A 17,327-nucleotide genomic window follows, 5' to 3' on the forward strand; every position below is an offset into this window, starting at 1 on the left:
CCCGACGCCCGCGCAGGATGCTCAGTCTTCGGTGACCTCGAGGGTGACGTCGACGTTGCCGCGGGTGGCGTTGGAGTACGGGCACACCTGATGTGCCTTCTCCGTCAGTTCGAGTGCCTCCGCGCGCGGCAGGTGGGGGAGGGACACCTCGAGGGTGACGGCGAGGCCGAATCCGCCGCCGTCCGTGGAGCCGATCCCGACGCGGGCGCCGACGGCCGAGTCGGCGATGTTGGCCCCGGCCTGACGGCCGACGAGCTGGAGCGCGGAGTGGAAGCAGGCCGCGTATCCGGCGGCGAACAGCTGCTCGGGGTTGGTGCCGTCGCCGGACCCGCCCATCTCGGTGGGGATGGCGAGGTTCAGGTCGAGCCGGCCGTCGGACGTGCGGGCGTGGCCGTTGCGGCCTTCCCCGGTTGCGAGGGCTTCGGCGGTGTAGACGATCTTCATGGTTACTTCTCTCCTGTAGGGGTTTCGAAACTGTGGAGCGATTCGGTGAGGCGCGACAGGGTGTCGCGCAGGGCGACGAGTTCGCCGACGCCCATGCCCGTGGAGCGGGCGAGTTCGGTGGGGATGCCCTCCGCGGCGGTGCGGAGGCCCGCGCCCTTCTCGGTGAGGTGGATCCCGACCCGGCGTTCGTCGGCCGACGAACGCCTTCGTTCGACCAGGCCCAGCGCGTCGAGCCGCTTGAGCAGTGGCGATAGGGTGCCGGTGTCGAGATCGAGGGCGTCGCAGATCTCACGCACCCCGCGGCCGTCCTGTTCCCAGAGCACCAGCAGCACGAGGTACTGCGGGTAGGTCACTCCCAGCGAGTCGAGCATCGACCGGTATCTCGCCGTCATCGCCCTGGAGGCCGAGTACAGCGCGAAGCACACCTGGCGGTCGAGGGCGAGGTTGTCGGTCACCCATGAATAGTTGCACACAACTAGGTTGTGCACAACCAACAGGTCGATACCGGTGGTTGCCCTACACTGTTGGCCAGTGACACGGGGTGCTGCCCGGCGAAGATCCGGGCGGCTGAGAAGACACCCGTCGAACCTGAACTGGGTAATGCCGGCGAAGGGATGTCGCGGAGACGGCCGTATGCGCTCATCCGATGTCTCGTCGCCGACCGAACGGAAGGTGACAGCAATGCAGCTCGACAAGCAGATCGTCCTGGTGACCGGCGGTGGCCGGGGACTCGGTTCCGCCATCGTGCGCTCGTTCGCGGCGCAGGACGCGCGGGTGGTCGTGAACTACCGCAACAGCCGGGATGCGGCGGAGGAACTCGCGTTATCCCTCGGTGCGGACCGCGCGGTCGCCCTCGGGGCCGACGTCACCGATGCCGCGCAGGTGGCGGCACTGTTCGTCGCCGCGGAAGAGCACTTCGGATCGCCGGTGACCACGGTGATCAACAACGCCCTCGCCGACTTCTCCTTCAACGGCGACGCACGCGAGAAGGCGGACGTCATCACGTGGGAGGCCTTCGACTCGCAATTGCGCGGCAGCGTGCAGGCGACCCTGAACACTACGCAGGCCGCGCTGCCGGGCATGCGCGCGCTCGGGTTCGGCCGCATCGTGAACATCGGGACCAACCTGTTCCAGAATCCCGTCGTCCCGTACCACGACTACACGGCCGCCAAGGCCGCGGCGCTGTCGCTGACCCGCACGCTCGCCGCCGACCTCGGACCCGACGGCATCACCGTCAACATGGTCTCGGGCGGGTTGCTCCGCACCACCGACGCGAGCGCCGCCACCCCCGACGAGGTGTTCGACCTCATCGCGGCGAGCACTCCGCTGCAGCGGGTCACGACCCCGGACGAGTTCGCCGACGCGGTCCTGTTCTTCGCGTCCCCGTGGTCGCGTTCGGTGACCGGCCAGAACCTCGTCGTCGACGGCGGACTGGTCAAGGACTGACATGAGCGACGCCCGGCAACTGCACTTCAACGCGTTCCTGTTCGGCTGCGGGCACCACGGTGCCGCGTGGAGGCACCCCTCCTCGCAGGTGGAGCGGCTCAGCGACATCGCCTACTACGAGGCACTGGCGCAGACCGCGGAGCGGGGCTGCCTCGATGCGGTGTTCTTCGCCGACGGGCATTCGGTGCGCGACCCCGCGTCCGGGGGCATGTGGTTCCTCGAACCGCTCACCGCGCTGTCCGCGATGGCACGGGCAACCGAGCGGGTCGGTCTCGTGACGACCGTGTCCACCACCTTCTACACCCCGTTCCACGCCGCGCGGATGCTGGCGTCGCTCGACCACATCAGCGGCGGCCGCGCCGGCTGGAACGTGGTGACGTCGATGTTCGACGCCGAGGCCCGCAATCACGGTCTCGAGGAGATGCCGCCGCACGACGACCGCTACTCGCGGGCCGCGGAATTCGTCGACGTGGCACTCGCGCTGTGGGATTCGTGGGAGCCCGACGCGCTCGTCCTCGACCGGGAGGGCCTCTTCGCGGATCCGGCCAAGGTGAACCCGATCGGGCATCGGGGCAAGCATTTTCTCGTCGACGGCCCGCTGACCGTGCCGCACTCGCCGCAGGGGCGCCCCGTGCTGTTCCAGGCGGGCGCGTCCGATCAGGGCCGCGACCTGGCCGCCCGGTGCGCCGAGGGCATCTACGCCGTCGCCTACGACCTCACGGCCGCGCAGAGTTACTACGGCGACGTGAAGCGGCGCATCCGCGCCGCGGGCCGCGACGCCGACGCGGTGACCGTGATGCCCGGTCTCGTCACCTACGTCGGCTCGACCACCGAGGAGGCGCGCCGGAAGAAGGCGGAACTCGACGCGCTCCTGCCCGTCGAACAGTCGCTGGCGCAGTTGTCGATGTTCGTCCAGCAGGACTGCAGCGCATGGGAACTGGACGCACCCGTTCCGGCGCTGCCACCGCTCTCGGAGTTCACCGGACCGCAGGGGCGGTACGACACGATCCTGCGGATCATCGAGAAGGACCGTCCTACCGTGCGGTCGCTGCTGGGCACGCTGGCGGCAGGCGGCGGGCATTGCACCATGATCGGCACCCCGGAATCGATCGCCGACGAGATCGAGGTGTGGTTCCGCGGCGGCGGCGCCGACGGCTTCAACCTGATGCCGCCGCTCTACCCGAACGGGCTCGCGGACTTCGTCGACGAGGTCGTCCCCGTCCTGCAGAGGCGTGGGCTGTTCCGCGCGGAGTATGAGACAGCGACCCTGCGCGACCATCTCCGGGGTCGCCGGTAGTTGCCACCACAAAGAACACAACCTTCTCTAAGTACGCAACAGTGACTGTGAGCGTCCCTCCCCCCGACACTGGCTGTTATCGCGATCACATCGCGGTGCAAGCTCGGACGAGGAGTGGCAATGCTGGTAGCACTCGGCTTTCTGATGGTGGCCGTGTTCATGTTCTTGATCATGTCCAAACGGGCCACTCCCGTGGTCGGGCTGATCGCCGTCCCGGTCGCATTCGGCATCGCGGCCGGGGCGGGTCTCGGCATCGGCGACATGATCACCGACGGGATCAAATCGCTGGCCCCGACGGCCGCGTTGCTGTTCTTCGCGATCATCTTCTTCGGGATCATGATCGACGTCGGCCTGTTCGACCCGTTGGTGAAACTCATCCTCCGGCTCGTCCGCAACGACCCCATGCGGCTCGTCGTCGGCACTGCGGTCCTCGCGATGGTGGTGTCGCTGGACGGTGACGGATCCACGACGTTCATCATCGTCACGTCCGCGCTGTTGCCGCTGTACATGAAGCTGAAGGTCAGCCCCGTCGTGCTCACGGTGGTCGCCGGCCTGGCCAACGGCGCGATGAACATCGTCCCGTGGGGTGGGCCGACGGTCCGGGCCGCCTCGGCGCTGGGCATTTCGCCGTCCGACGTGTTCGTCCCGATGATCCCGTCGCTGGTGGTCGGTCTCGTCGTCGTCTTGCTGTTCGCCGTGCAGCTCGGCTACAGCGAACGCCGCCGCATCGGCACACTCGAACTCACCGACGAGCGTCTTCTCGTCTCCGCCGGCTCCGGCCTCCGCCGCTCCGCCTCGGGCTCGGGCTCCGGGGGCAGCGGTGACGCACCCCGGACGGGTGGCGGTTCCGGCGACGCCGGTTCGGACGACGGCCAGGGCTTCGTCGACGGCCTCGACCCCGAGCGGCCCACGCTGCGACCGAAGCTGTTGTGGTTCAACATGCTCGTGACCGTGGCGCTGCTTGTCGTGCTCGTGATGGACGTGCTGCCGATTCCGGTGCTGTTCATGGTGGCCGCGTCGATCGCGCTGACCGTCAACTTCCCGCGGGTCAAGGAACAGCAGGAAGCGATCACCCGGCACTCGTCGAGCATCGTCTCCGTCGTCGCGATGGTGTTCGCCGCGGCCGTGCTCACCGGCGTGTTCCAGGGCACCGGAATGGTCGAGGCGATGGCGCAGTGGCTGCTCGAGATCATCCCCGCCGCGCTCGGACCGCACCTGGCGGTCATCACCGGCATCCTGAGCCTGCCGTTCACGTTCTTCATGAGCAACGACGCCTTCTACTTCGGCGTCATGCCGGTGCTCGCCGAAACGGCGTCCACGTACGGCATCGAGCCGGTCGAGATGGCCCGCGCCTCCATCACCGGCCAGACGTTCCACATGCAGAGCCCCCTCGTCCCGGCCATCCTCCTGCTCGTGACCCTGGCGGGTGTCCCGCTGGCGGACCATCACAAGAAGGTGCTGTGGCGCGCGGCGCTGGTGTCGCTGTCGATGCTGGTGGTCGGTGTGGTCCTCGGGCAGATCCCCTGGTGACCTAGTCGTCCCCCGGTGACCTAGTCGTCGGAGTCGGAGTCGGTGTCGGTGGCGGGCCCCTCGAGGGTTGCGCCACCTTCGCCGCTCCAGTCGGCGCCGGAACCCTTGTCGTCCTCGGCCGGATCGGACATCACGTCTTTGTCCGCGCCGGGGGCGCCGCTGTCGGTGCTCGTGGTCTTCGGTCCGGAATCGTCCTTCGGTGTCATGTCCGACGGATACCCCGACTCCGGGGTGCGCCAATCAGACGCTCGCGGGTCTGCACGTCGAAAGCTCTGTCGGGGATTGGCAGGTGAACAATACTTCGACGTAGTGTTCCCCGGGTTATCGACGATGAAGGAGTGGAACTGTGGCGCGCAAAGTTGTTGTCGAACGCATCGACGACATCGACGGAACTCCGATCAAGAGCGGTAAGGGGGAGACCATTCCGTTCTCAGTCGACGGCGTCGACTACGAGATCGATCTGAAGCTCAAGAACGCCAGGGAATTCCACAAGACTCTCGACTTCTACATCGAGCATGCGACTCGGGTCGGGGGAAGGAAGCGCCGGTCGACCACTGCGGTGGATCCGTCGCAGGGGCGTGGGCAGGCGAAGGAAATCCGGGAATGGGCGACGGCGCAGGGCTATGAGTTGTCCGCGCGCGGACGTATTCCCGCCCAGATCGAGGAAGCGTACAACGCGGCGCACTGAGACCGCGTCGTCGCGGGTGGTCGAACGACGCCCCCAGCCGCCCCCGACCGGGCCGGCTGGGGGCGGTCTTCGGACGCAGCCGTCAGTACCGTCGCGCTGCGTGAAACGACATGGAGTTCAAGGCCACTCGCGTGACCGGTCGTCCCGGGGCGGGGGCGTGGACGACGGTGTCGTTGCCCGCGTAGATCCCGGCATGGCCGCCACCGTAGAAGAGGACGACGTCACCGGGCTGCAGGTCGTCCCGGTCGACGGCGGTTCCGTGCAGGAGTTGCTCGTGGGTGGTGCGCGGAACCGATACGCCCGCCTGTTTGTACGCCCACTGGACGAGGCCGGAGCTGTCGAAGGCGCGGTGGTCGCCGGCGCCGCGGGTGCAGGCGATGCCGATTCTGGTGGTGGCGGCGCGCAGGGCGTGGCGTCCCGGCCGGACCGGATCGGCGCGAAACGTCTGAACCAGGTGAAGTCCGTGGTTTCCGGTGTGGGGGTTCATGCCGTCGGTACTCCAGTGCGCTCGGTGTGGTGTCGCGTCTGCGGGGCGCGCTCTGATTACAGGGTGGCCCCGACACGGGCCGGACGCACCGGCCGAATTACCCGGATATGTGCCTGTCTTCCGTTCATTTGTCGCCGGGTTCGAGGTCCGGCGCCAAAATTATGCGATCTGGTCGGTTTGGTACTCGCGAGTAGTGCATGCCCCCAATTAACGTCGAACAGGTAATGCTTACGCAAAGAGGAGTGGTCCGCTGCGTCCTGTGGGCTGGGATGGAGGAAGGCGGACGATGACGATCCGACAAACCGCGAACTGTGCCCTCGGCGTCGCGCGGCTGGCGTTCGACGCTGGAGCCGCCCTCCTGTCCGTTGCCGTGGCCGTGCCGGTCGCCTTCGTCGCGGGCGAGGCGAGAACGATGGCTCACACGGCGCGCGGCGACATCACGCCGGACCCCGAACATTCGGACCGGGAGCACGTGCACGACCTGGGGACAGTCGTCGAACTGAGCTAGCCGGCACGGCGGGAACCGCGCAGCCGCAGCCGGGCGTAGGTGACGACCCCGAGCACGCAACTGATGAGCACCAGCATGGCGATGCTGAGCAGCCACCACGACGCGGCGTGCTGCCACAGTGTGTCGGGCTCGGTGCCGGTGGCGTTGGTGCGCAGGTCCACCGTCGAGGCGGCGGCCGCGAACCCCCAGCGGGACGGGAAGAGCCACGACAGCTGTTCGAGGACTTTGCGTCCGGTGATGGTGATCAATCCTCCGCACATCACCAGCTGCACCATGATCGTGACCACCAGCATCGGCATCACCTGCTCGTTGGAACGCGCCACCGAAGACAACGCCAAACCGACGAGGACGCAGGAGCAGGTGGTGACGGCGATGTCCACGATCAGTTCGACGGAGCCGGAGGGAATCAGGCTGCCCCGGCCCGGAAAACCCTTGCCCACGAACACGATCACCACCATGATCACCGACTGCACGATCGCGGCGGCGCAGAACACGACGATCTTCGCTGTCAGGTAGGCGGACGGTAGCAGCCCGGCGGCACGTTCGCGGTGATAGATCATGCGCTCGCCGACCAGGTCACGGATGGTCAGTGAGCATCCCATGAAGGCTGCGCCGAGGATCAGCACGACCAGGATCTGGGTGAGTTCGCCGGATTCGTCGAGGCCGGACGGGCCGAACCCGGTGTCGCCGGGCACGAGCACGGCCAGCCCGCCGAGCACGAACGGCAGCAGGGACAGGAAGATCAGGTACCCGCGGTCGGCGCGGATCAGCCGCACCTGGCGGCGGGCGACGGTGCTCAATTGCTTGCGCCGCGAGGTGTGCGCCGGACTGCCGAGAGGTCCCGGCGGGCTCGGGGCCGGCACCTCCACCGACGGGCGGGTGGCGCGGTAGTCGGCGAACACCCCGTCGGGGTCGGCCGCGACCCGGGCGAAGATGTCGGCCCAGTCGGTGCTGCCGAGCGCGGCCCCGACCCGGTCCGGCGGGCCCACGTAGGCGGTCTTGCCGCCCGGTGCGAGGAGCAGCACCTGATCGCACATCTCGAGGTACGACAGCGAATGGGTGACGATGACGACGACGCGGCCCGAGTCGGCCAGCCGGCGCAACGTCGCCATGATCTGCCGGTCGAGCGCGGGGTCGAGGCCCGACGTCGGTTCGTCGAGGATCAGCAGGGACGGGCCGGTGAGCAACTCCATCGCGACGGACGCGCGTTTGCGTTGTCCGCCGGACAGCCGGTCGACTCTCGTGTCGGCGTGTTCGGACAGTTGCAGTTCGTCGAGGACCGTCGCGATCACCTCCTCGCGGTCCTCTCGGCTGGTGTCCGGCGGCAGTCTCAGCTCCGCCGCGTAGCCGAGTGCCTGACGGATGGTCAACTGGCGGTGCACGACGTCGTCCTGGGGGACCATCCCGATGCGGGAGCGCAGCACCTGGTATTCGGCGTGCACGCTGCGTCCCTCGAACTCGACCACGCCTTCCGTCGGACGTTCCGAACCGGAGATGATGGTGGCCACCGTCGTCTTACCCGCGCCGGAGGGGCCGATCACCGCGGTGAGACTGCCAGGCTGGGCAGTGAACGTGACGTCCTCGAGCAGGCGCCGCCCGCCTTCGATGGTGAGTCCGACGCCGTCCACGCGCAGACCACCCGCGGTCGGGGCCACCACCCGCCGGGGAACGAGTCGCCCTTCCCGGACGCCGAAATCGGTGTTGCCGATCGTGACGACGTCGCCGTCGGTCAAGTGCGCGCGCGACACCCGGGCGCCGCCGACGAACGTTCCGTTGACGCTCCCCAGGTCGTCGATCTCGAGGCCGGACGGCACGTGGTGGACGATGGCGTGATGGCGTGAGGCCAGCACGTCCCGGACGACGATGTCGTTGTCGGGTGACCGCCCCACCGTGAGTGATCCCGCCGGAGTCTCCTCGTGCGGTGCCTCGGCCGGGGGGCGGGGTGTCCCGACGCTGATCGTCGACTCGTCCCATCGGGCGCCCACGTCCTGTCGCGTCGCGTCCGGATCCTCGACCGAGAGCCGCACGACCGGACCCTCGGTCGCATCACCCAGGCGGACGCGGACGGGACTCGTGACGGGGACGTTCTCGCGGCGCTCACCGTCGACGTAGATCCCGTTCTTGCTGCCGGAGTCGACGAGCTGCCAGCCGTCGTCCCAGGTGAGCTGCGCATGTTCGCGCGACACCACGGGGTCGACGATCGTGACCTCCAGCTGCGGATCCCGGCCGATGCGTACGGTTTTGCCCGCGCTGTGGCTCGTGCGGCCGTGTTGGGTCTCGACCACGACCCGCGGGTGAGCTGTGTTCGCCCGGTCGTCCATCGCCACGGCCTCCGGTCAGCGTCATCGGGCGTAGAGCGTCGACTCCTCCATGGTCGCACGCACTCCCCCGGCCGCGTGGGCAGAACGGGTACTCCCGAACCGGGGCCGCGAGTGAGGAACACTGGGCCGGGTGAGTACGTCCCTGGCGAATCCCGGTGTCGGACTGGCCGTGCTGTGCACGGTGATGGTCGTGTGCGCGGCCGTGGTCTACCGCTTCACTCGACTCGGTAGTCCACTGGTCGTGCCCGCCGCGGCGATCCGGGGCGCCGCCCAGCTCGCCGCGGTGTCCCTGATCCTGGCCGCCGCTCTCGCTCAGCTCTGGTCCTCGGTCCTCGTGCTGGTCGTCATGTTCGCGGCGGCGGTGGCGACGTCCGCTCGGCGCGCGAAGGCCGGGCGGTCCGCCTGGTGGCTGGCGCTGGCGCTCGCGGCGGGAGTGGGCACCGTTCTGCCGTTGATGCTGGTGAGCGGGGTGGTTCCGCTCGAGGGTGTCGCTCTCGTTCCGGTCGGCGGGATCGTGCTCGGCGGCGCGATGACGGCCACCTCCCTCGCGGCGCGGCGCGGGCTCGACGCGGTCGAACAGCGGTGGGGTGAGGTGGAGGCGGGGCTCAGTCTCGGACTCAGCGTCCGCGACGCCCGCCTGGAAGTGGTCCGGTCCGCCGCCTCGGACGCGTTGCTTCCGGGGCTGGACCAGACCCGGACCGTCGGGCTGGTCACCCTGCCCGGGGCGTTCGTCGGGGTGCTGCTCGCGAGCGGGTCCGCCGTTCAGGCCGGCGCCGTCCAGATCCTCGTACTGGTGGGGCTGCTGCTCGCGCAGACCTGCGCGGTGGCCGTGACGATCGAACTGGTGGCCAGGGAGGCCGTCCGCCGGCCGCGAGCGCACGCCGTGCCCACCTGAAATCTCCGGCTACTGCCTCTGTCTGGCCCGAACGCCGGTCGATCCCGTGGCCGGTCCCGCATACTGGGCGGTGGTCGGTCCCTGCTGACGAGGTGGTGTCGTGTGGTGCATCCCGAGGTATTGGTGGTCGGAGCGGGTCCCGTCGGTCTGACGGCGGCGATCGAACTGCGCAGGCGCGGCGTCGCCTGCCGCATCATCGATCCGCTGCTCGAGCCCCCGCAGTACGCGAAGGCGGTGGGAATCCAGCCGCGCACCCTCGAGGTGTTCGAGAGCATGGGTGTGCTGCGGAACATCCTGGACGCATCGATCGAGATGCTCGGACAAATCGTGTACGTCAACGGCGACGAGGTCGCCCGGCTGGACCTGTCGCTCCCGGCGGACATCCCGTTCGAATTCATCGGGCTGCCCCAGTACGCGACCGAACGCATCCTCACCGGTCACCTGGCCACGTTCGGCACCACGATCGAACGCGGAACCAGGTTGACGGCGTTCGAGCAGGACGACGACGGCGTCGTCGCCACGGTCACCGGGGCGGACGGCGACGAAACCGTCCGAACCCAGTACCTTTTCGGCTGCGACGGCGCCCACAGCGTGGTCCGCAAGGGGCTCGGCCTCACCTTCGAGGGCGGCGCGTTCGTCGAGCAGTACATGCTCGGCGACGTCGAGGTCGACTGGGCGATGCCGCGCGGCTACGGAATCCGGTCGATGCATCAGACGGACGGCGAGACCGACGACCTGCTCGTGTGCATTCCGCTGCCCGGGCGCCGCCGCTACCGGATGTCGATGCTGGTGCCCAGCGATCTCGCCGGCACCGGAACTCCCGCGGCCGACAAGATCGCGCACGGATTCGAGGCCGGACCGGCACCCGAGCTGAGCCACATCCAGGCCGTGCTCGACCGGCTGTCGCCCCAGCCGACCCGGGCGTCGAACCTTCGCTGGTCCTCTATCTTCCGGATCAGCCACCGCATCGTCGACTCGTACGGGCGCGGCCGGGTGTTCGTCGCGGGCGACGCGGCGCACATTCATCCGCCGACCGGTGCGCAGGGCATGAACACCGGCATCCAGGACGCCCACAACCTGGCGTGGAAGGTCGCGCTGGCGGTGTCCGGTGCCGCGGCCCCCGATCTGCTGGACAGCTACGACGCCGAACGGCGGCCCGTCGGGGAGGAGGTGGTGGGACGCACCGTGCGCAGCGCCCGGGAGGGGATCGGGGCGGGGTCGTCGGATCCCGATTACGTGATCCGCCGTGAGGCGCAACTCCTCATCAGCTATGCGGACAGTGCGATCGTCGGCGAACCGGCGTCGAATGCGGGCCTTGCGCCCGGCAGCCGGGCGCCGGACGCCCGCGGGCTGACCCGCACCACGGTCGCGTTTCCCCTCCGGCTGTTCACGCTCCTCGCGGGACCGAACCACACGCTGCTGCTGTACGCCGACGACTCGGTCGACGCGCGCGGGCTCGAACTGCTCGAGGCCGCCGCGACGTCGGTGGACGCGGCGACCGGCGGACTCGTCGACACGTACCTCGTCGCGTCGCCTGCCGCCGAGGTCGGGGAAACGGTGTTGCCGCTGATCCGGGACCGCGACGGCGAGTTCGCCCGCGCCTACGGTGCCGAGGGTGCCGCCGCGTTCGTCATCCGTCCGGACGGCTATCTGGGATTCCGGCAGAGTCCGGTCGCCGTCGACGGTCTCACCGGGTATCTGAAGCCGACTTTCCGCTGAGTTCGACGGTGGTGGGCAGGCCGCGCCGGATGTCACCCGGCGCGGGCTTGCCGAGCGGTGCCCCGGCCCGGGTCGCCGAATCGAGCAGCCACGGCACGCTCGTGACCATCACCCCGGACGTGAACAGCAACCGGCCCTTGAGGCGCAGCGCATTCTGGTTGTGCAGCAGGTGTTCCCACCAGTGACCCACCACGTACTCGGGGATGAAGATGGTGACGACTCCGCCGGGAATCCGTTTCCGGACGGATTTCACATATCCCACGATGGGGCCGGTGACTTCCCGGTAGGGCGATTCGAGGACCTTCAGCGGCACCGGAATCTCGTATTTGTCCCACTCCCGCTGCAGTTTCGTGGTGTCGGCGCCCAGTACGGTGACGGCTTCCAGGGTCGTCGGATGGGTGGCGCGGGCGTACGCCAGGGCGCGGGCGGTGGGCTTGTTGAGCACGGACACCAGCACGATGGTGTGCACATCGGAGGGGAGGGTGAAGCTGTCCTCGTCGACGACGAGGAGTGCCGCGATCCGGTCGTAGTGCCGCCGCACCCCGCGCATCAGGAAGAACAGGATCGGCATCGCGATGACCACCAGGTAGGCGCCCTGGGTGAACTTCGTGATCGTGACGATGACCAGGACGGTGCCGGTGAGGATTGCGCCGGAGCCGTTGAGCGCCCGCCTGCCGTGGATGCGTCGCCGTTCGCGGGAGTCGGATTCGGTTGCCAGCACACCGTTCCAGTGCCGGACCATGCCCGCCTGGCTGAGGGTGAAGGACGTGAACACACCGAGGATGTACAGCTGGATGAGGTGGGTGACGGACGCGTGGAACAGGACGATCAGTCCGCCCGCCGTCACCGCGAGGAGCACGATGCCGTTGCTGAACGCCAACCGGTCGCCGCGGGTGTTGAGCTGGACGGGAAGGTAACGGTCGCGGCCGAGCACCGACGCGAGCAGGGGGAAGCCGTTGTATGCGGTGTTCGCGGCGAGCACGAGGATCAGCACGGTCGCGGCCTGCACGTAGAAGAAGCCGAAGTTGGTGGTGCCGCCGAACACCGCGGCCGCGATCTGGGCGATGACGGTGCGCTGCGGGTCGGTCTCGCAGTTTCCGGCGAACCCGATCAGATCGCACGGGTTCACCGCGACGTGCACCTTGGTGACGATGGCCAGCGCGGTGATTCCCGCGAACATCACGATCGCCGTCGCCGCCATCGCCATGAGGGTCTTCGCGGCGTTGGCGCTCTTCGGTTTACGGAACGCGGGCACCCCGTTGGAGATGGCCTCGACCCCCGTCAGCGCGGTACATCCGGACGAGAACGCGCGCAGCGCGAAGAACACGAGGGCCAGACCGGTCAGCCCGGACAGTTCCGGTTCGATGGTGTAGCCGGCACTTTCGGCGACGGGCGTCGAACCGGCCGCGACGCGGATGAACCCCGTCACGATCAGGATCATCACACCGGCGATGAACCCGTACGTCGGGAAGGCGAACGTGGTCCCCGATTCGCGGATCCCGCGCAGGTTCATCACCGTCAGCAGCACCACGAACGCCACGGCCAGCGTCACCCGGTGCGTGTTCAGCGCGGGCACCGCCGAGATCAGATTGTCGACGCCCGCCGAGACCGACACCGCCACCGTCATCACGTAATCGATGAGCAGCGCGGACGCCACCGTCAGGCCCGCGGACGGGCCGAGATTCTTGGTGGCCACCTCGTACGAGCCGCCCCCGCTGGGATAGGCGTACACCACCTGGCGGTACGACAGGGCGACGACGGCGAGAAGCACCACCACCCCGACCGCCAGATACGGTGTCAGATAGAAGTACGCGAGACCGCCCAGGGACAAGATCAGCAGGATCTCTTGCGTCGCATACGCGACGGACGACAGCGGGTCGGACGCGAAGATCGGCAGCGCCAGACGCTTGGTCAGCAACTGCTCCCCGAGATCGTCACTGCGCAGCGGGCGTCCCAGAGCCAGCCGCCGGACCGCTCGAACGAGAGCCACCACCAGTTCAGCGTAGAACCGCGGCGGGGTGCAGCGCGGGTTTTCGCTCTCAGGCCGCGCCGCACCCCGCCGGAGGGTTACACGTACGCAGGCCGGCGTGTGGCGCCGGGGGCCCGGGTGCGCTGGCGCCCCAGAACCTCGGCCCGCGCCTCGTCGTCGGTGGCGAGGTCGACGATCGCCGCGGCCAGGGCGTAGGCCCCGTCGACGATGGCGTCGTCGGCGCCCGGCGAGATCGCGTCGGCCGCGAACGCGGCTGTGTGCGGCGCGGCCGTCGAACCCATCACTCCGATCAACGGGTGGATCGACGGGAGGGCCTGGGAGACGTTGCCCATGTCGGTCGATCCGCCGCCGAGTACGCCGCCGTCCCGTGGTGTCATCACCCGGCCCCGATGCCCGAGGGCCGCGTCGAAACGGTCGGCGAGGAACGGGTGCTGGACGAGAGGCTCGTAGATCGGGTCGACAGGGGTGACGGCGTAGTTGCATCCGGTGGCCGTCGCGGCGCCGTCCACGCAGGCGAGCACCTTCTTCTTCAGTTCGGCGGTCTCCGCGAGGTCGAACGATCGCACCTCGGCCTCGACGACCGCGGTCGCCGGAATGATGTTGGAGACGTCGCCACCGGACAGCGTGACGGCGCTGACGCGCACGGTGTCGGGCAGGTGCTGCCGCAGCAGCCCCACCGCCACCTGCATCACCGTCGCTGCGTCGCCCGCGTTGATCCCGACGCTCGGTGCGGCGGCCGCGTGCGACGCCCGCCCGGTGAACTCGACCCGGAACCGGTCGCGGGACTGCGACGTGCTCCCCGCCGTGGGCACGACGATGCCGGGACCGGGGTGGACCATCAGCGACACCGTCGCGTCCTCCCAGGCGCCGGCTTCGAGCATGTGGGCCTTGCCCGCACCCTTCTCCTCGGCCGGCGTCCCGAGAAGCTTGACCCGGATGCCGAGTTCGTCCGCCACCCGGGACAACGCGATCGCCGCCCCCGCCCCGGCAGTCGCGATGATGTTGTGGCCGCACGCGTGCCCGATGCCGGGGAGGGCGTCGTACTCGGCGCACACCACGACCGTCAGCTCACCGTTGCCGTACACGGCCTCGAGAGCGGTGTCCTGCCCCCACACACCCACTTCCACCGCGAAACCGGCATCGCGGAGCAGGTCGGCGACGAGCGCCGCCGAACGATGTTCCTCGAACGCGAGTTCCGGATGGGCGTGCAGGTCGTGGCTCGTGGCGACGAGGCGGTCGCGCCATTCGAGGACGGTGTCCTCCACGCGTCGCTTCAACTCCTCGGCTGGTGCGTTCGGGCCGCCGGAGACGTCGATGTCGCCGGCAATTGCGGTGTCGGTCATGAACTTTCCTTTCTGGAGGGAACGGTAATCACGCCTCGGCGGGCGCGACGGCAGTGACGGTGGGCGCAGTGCGGTCGGCGGCGGGTCCTCGGGTCACCACCGCAAGGCCGGCGACGGCGAGCGAGAGCAGCCCGCAGATCACCCACACGGCTTGGTACCCCGCCTCACTCGTGATCACGGAACCGCCGTCGAGCGTCGCGGTGAACCCGGACATCACCGCCGTGAAGCTGGCGCCGGCGATGGCACCGGCGACGGTGCGGGCACTGTTGTAGAGGCCCGATGCGATGCCGACCGAGTCCCGCGGCGCCCGTGCCACCACCACGTTGGGGAGCGCGGAGATGATGATGCCGTTGCCGAGACCGGACACGACGAGCCACACGAGGACGCTGACGGTGTCCGAGTGCAGCACCGTGAGCAGGGCGTACCCCAGTGCGGCGGTGACAGCGCCGACGATGACGGCCGTGATATCGCCGACCCGCGCACCGAGCCGCGGTCCGGCGAACGTGCCGGCGAACGCCGCGATCGACGCGAACACGAGGACCAGCCCGATCAGCGACGACGACAAGCCGAGCCCGAATCCGGCCGCTGCCGGGTCGGTGCCGACGAAGAGCGCGATCGGGGTCTGGCTGCCGAACAACTGGGCACCGAACAGGGCCGCGAGCAGGATCGGCAGCCCGACACCGGCACGGCCGGAGAGCATCGCGAAATCCACCAGCGGCGAGGACACCCGCCGCTCGAGCACCACCCACAGGGCGAGAAGCGTGCCGCCGAGCAGGAGCCCGCCCAGCACCGGCCCCGACGTCCACCCGAACCTGTTGCCCGTGCTGATCGCGAACAACGCGAACGCCAGTCCCGCCCCCAGGAGAATCGCCCCGGCCCAGTCGAGGCGGCCCGACGTGCGCGCCGTCGTTTCGGGGACGAAGAACACCACGACGACGAGCGCGATCGCCATGAGCGCCGCCGGAACGAGAAGCAGCACAGTGAGATTCAGGAACGATGCGAGGACCCCGGACAGGACCACGCCGACGCTGGCGCCGAGCGTGAGCCCGCCGACCAGCAAACCGATCGCTTTCCCGGACTGCTCCCCGGCGCGCTCACGCACGATCGCGAACTCGAGCGGCAGGAACGCCGCGAGTGCGCCGGTGATCGCCCGGCCCAGGATGAAGATGCCGTACGTCGGGGCGAGCGCCGACACGACACTGCCGACCGTGACCATCGCCGTCGCGACGACGAGCATTCGCTTGTGTCCGTACTGGTCGCCCATCTTGGCGAGCACCGGCACGAGGACCGCGGTCGCGAGCAGATAACTCGTTTGCACCCAGTTCAGGTCGGCGGGACCGACCGAGTACTTCTCACCGATCGCCGAGAGGACCGGACTGAACCAGGCCTGGAGGAATCCGCTCGACAGTTCCATGGCGAAGAGGAACCCGACGAAGCCGGCCGCGGCGCCGAGACGCCGGTCGGAACCGGAGCCGGTGGGGATGGGGGATCGGAGTGCTCCCATGTGTGACCTCCAATGGTGCAGGTCGCCCCGAGAGGCGACATGACAATATGAGCGAAACGACAGAGTTGATGCGTCCGAGTGTCGGGTGAGTGAGTTTCTGCGGTGTAAATGCGCAGAAGTTGACGCTGAAGAGGTGCTGATATGCAGGAGAAGACGCCCACGGAGGACGAACTTCGACTTATCCACGCGTTGCAGGTGTGGCCGCGGGTGCCGTGGTCGCAACTCGGGCCGATCCTCGGGGCCGACCCGGTGACTCTCGCGCGACGGTGGTCCGGGCTGAGCGAACGGGGCATGGCCTGGGTGACGGCCCAGCCGCCGATGTCCGATGCCGCGCGCGGCGCGATCGTCGAGGTCGAGTGCGTTGCCGGGTCGATCGACGCGGTGATCACCGAGTTGTCCCAGGACACCGAGTGCATGTCCGTCGACGTCGCCTCGGGTGGTCGCGACCTGATCCTCACCGTCGGCTGCCCCGACCCGACAGCGTTCAACCGGTACGTCGTGTCCCGCGTCGCGGGCATCCCCGACGTCCGCACCGTCCGCACGCACCCGGTGATCACCGCGATCTCCGGGGCATCGCAGTGGCGTCTGCGCGCCCTCGACGCCGACGAGTCGAGCGCGATCGACGCTGCCCGGCGCCGGGACGACGCCCGGCTCTCGGCGATGTTCGCCCGTCCGCCGGTCGCCGAACGCGACATCATCTCCATCCTGTCCCGCGACGGTCGTGCGAACACACGGACTGTCGCGGAGGCCCTCGGGACCTCCACACGGCGGGCGCGCGAACGGCTGAGCGCGACACTCGCGTCGGGCGCTTTCGAATTCCGCACGGACATGCCGCGCTGGGCCTCGGGGTATCCCGTCTGCGCGTGGTACTTCCTCCGCGTTCCCGCCGCCCAGATGGCCAGGGTCGGCGCCAACCTGAGCGGGCTGCCCGCGGTGCGGACGGTGTTGTCGGTGGCCGGGCCTGCCAATCTTCTGGTGTCGGTGTGGTTGCGTGGACTCTCCGACGTCGAAGGGCTCGAAGCCGTCGTCGAGCAGAAACTGCCCGCGGTCCGCATCCTCGACCGGTGCCTCGTTCTCGGCGTCCGCAAACGCATGGGCCGGGTGTTCGACGAGGACGAACTGCCCATGCAGATCGTGCCGTGGTCGGGGGACTAG

General features: G+C 68.9%; 16 protein-coding genes and 1 riboswitch. Of the genes, 8 read left to right on the plus strand and 8 right to left on the minus strand.

The features are described 5' to 3' along the window. Positions 1-21 precede the first annotated feature (21 nt). Together CJ179_RS26320 and CJ179_RS26325 are read right to left on the minus strand one after the other, a co-directional pair. Positions 22-444: an organic hydroperoxide resistance protein gene (locus CJ179_RS26320; RefSeq protein ID WP_072943091.1), complete on the minus strand. Its 423-nt coding sequence runs from the start codon at positions 442-444 to the stop codon at positions 22-24. Between the two features lie 2 nt (positions 445-446). Then, positions 447-899 carry a MarR family winged helix-turn-helix transcriptional regulator gene (locus CJ179_RS26325; RefSeq protein ID WP_072943171.1) on the minus strand — a complete coding sequence of 151 codons (453 nt, stop codon included), beginning with the start codon at positions 897-899 and terminating at the stop codon, positions 447-449. A gap of 72 nt (positions 900-971) precedes the next feature. Further along, a riboswitch (TPP riboswitch) is annotated at positions 972-1,076 on the plus strand. A 49-nt stretch (positions 1,077-1,125) separates the two neighbouring features. Here CJ179_RS26325 and CJ179_RS26330 point away from each other — a divergent pair. The 3 genes from CJ179_RS26330 (at position 1,126) to CJ179_RS26340 (ending at position 4,717) form a co-directional block, all read left to right on the plus strand. Then, complete coding sequence (locus CJ179_RS26330; RefSeq protein WP_095863621.1) at positions 1,126-1,890, plus strand: 3-oxoacyl-ACP reductase; 765 nt, start codon at positions 1,126-1,128, stop codon at positions 1,888-1,890. A gap of 1 nt (position 1,891) precedes the next feature. Continuing rightward, positions 1,892-3,187 (plus strand): LLM class flavin-dependent oxidoreductase, encoded by a 1,296-nt coding sequence (locus CJ179_RS26335; protein WP_095863341.1) that lies wholly within the window; start codon positions 1,892-1,894, stop codon positions 3,185-3,187. A gap of 84 nt (positions 3,188-3,271) precedes the next feature. Then, a complete protein-coding gene (locus tag CJ179_RS26340; RefSeq protein ID WP_338051557.1) occupies positions 3,272-4,717 on the plus strand; it encodes an SLC13 family permease in 1,446 nt (481 codons plus the stop codon). Positions 4,718-4,737: 20 nt separating this feature from the next. Here CJ179_RS26340 and CJ179_RS26345 read toward each other — a convergent pair whose 3' ends face one another. Next, positions 4,738-4,923 carry a hypothetical protein gene (locus CJ179_RS26345; RefSeq protein ID WP_072943097.1) on the minus strand — a complete coding sequence of 62 codons (186 nt, stop codon included), beginning with the start codon at positions 4,921-4,923 and terminating at the stop codon, positions 4,738-4,740. A gap of 140 nt (positions 4,924-5,063) precedes the next feature. Between CJ179_RS26345 and CJ179_RS26350 the strand changes: the two genes are divergently transcribed. Further along, complete coding sequence (locus tag CJ179_RS26350; RefSeq protein ID WP_015888735.1) at positions 5,064-5,405, plus strand: Lsr2 family protein; 342 nt, start codon at positions 5,064-5,066, stop codon at positions 5,403-5,405. A gap of 82 nt (positions 5,406-5,487) precedes the next feature. Here the strand turns inward: CJ179_RS26350 and CJ179_RS26355 are convergent, their stop codons facing one another. After that, positions 5,488-5,892 (minus strand): C40 family peptidase, encoded by a 405-nt coding sequence (locus CJ179_RS26355; protein ID WP_072943098.1) that lies wholly within the window; start codon positions 5,890-5,892, stop codon positions 5,488-5,490. A 286-nt stretch (positions 5,893-6,178) separates the two neighbouring features. Between CJ179_RS26355 and CJ179_RS26360 the strand changes: the two genes are divergently transcribed. Then, entirely contained in the window at positions 6,179-6,400 is a 222-nt protein-coding gene (locus tag CJ179_RS26360) for a hypothetical protein (RefSeq protein WP_072943100.1), read from the plus strand. Here CJ179_RS26360 and CJ179_RS26365 read toward each other — a convergent pair. Next, positions 6,397-8,721: an ATP-binding cassette domain-containing protein gene (locus tag CJ179_RS26365; RefSeq protein WP_072943102.1), complete on the minus strand. Its 2,325-nt coding sequence runs from the start codon at positions 8,719-8,721 to the stop codon at positions 6,397-6,399. The two genes, CJ179_RS26360 and CJ179_RS26365, sit on opposite strands and share 4 nt — an antisense overlap. A gap of 130 nt (positions 8,722-8,851) precedes the next feature. Here CJ179_RS26365 and CJ179_RS26370 point away from each other — a divergent pair, with 130 nt between their 5' ends. Both CJ179_RS26370 and CJ179_RS26375 read left to right on the plus strand, forming a co-directional pair. Beyond that, positions 8,852-9,616 carry an ABC transporter permease gene (locus CJ179_RS26370; protein ID WP_095863342.1) on the plus strand — a complete coding sequence of 255 codons (765 nt, stop codon included), beginning with the start codon at positions 8,852-8,854 and terminating at the stop codon, positions 9,614-9,616. 102 nt (positions 9,617-9,718) lie between these two features. Next, entirely contained in the window at positions 9,719-11,335 is a 1,617-nt protein-coding gene (locus CJ179_RS26375) for an FAD-dependent monooxygenase (protein ID WP_095863343.1), read from the plus strand. Here CJ179_RS26375 and CJ179_RS26380 read toward each other — a convergent pair. The 3 genes from CJ179_RS26380 to CJ179_RS26390 all read right to left on the minus strand — a co-directional run bounded on the left by CJ179_RS26380 (position 11,304) and on the right by CJ179_RS26390 (position 16,172). Continuing rightward, positions 11,304-13,328 (minus strand): APC family permease, encoded by a 2,025-nt coding sequence (locus tag CJ179_RS26380; RefSeq protein WP_095863344.1) that lies wholly within the window; start codon positions 13,326-13,328, stop codon positions 11,304-11,306. The genes CJ179_RS26375 and CJ179_RS26380 overlap by 32 nt on opposite strands. Before the next feature lie 74 nt (positions 13,329-13,402). Then, positions 13,403-14,668 (minus strand): amidohydrolase, encoded by a 1,266-nt coding sequence (locus tag CJ179_RS26385; RefSeq protein WP_095863345.1) that lies wholly within the window; start codon positions 14,666-14,668, stop codon positions 13,403-13,405. Between the two features lie 28 nt (positions 14,669-14,696). Then, positions 14,697-16,172, minus strand: a complete 1,476-nt coding sequence (locus CJ179_RS26390) for an MFS transporter (RefSeq protein WP_095863346.1) — start codon at positions 16,170-16,172, stop codon at positions 14,697-14,699. Between the two features lie 141 nt (positions 16,173-16,313). Between CJ179_RS26390 and CJ179_RS26395 the strand changes: the two genes are divergently transcribed. Then, on the plus strand, positions 16,314-17,327 hold the full coding sequence (locus tag CJ179_RS26395; protein WP_072943110.1) for an Lrp/AsnC family transcriptional regulator: 1,014 nt from the start codon (positions 16,314-16,316) through the stop codon (positions 17,325-17,327).

Source organism: Rhodococcus sp. ACS1, assembly GCF_002300155.1.
Classification (GTDB): Bacteria; Actinomycetota; Actinomycetes; order Mycobacteriales; family Mycobacteriaceae; genus Rhodococcus_F; species Rhodococcus_F koreensis.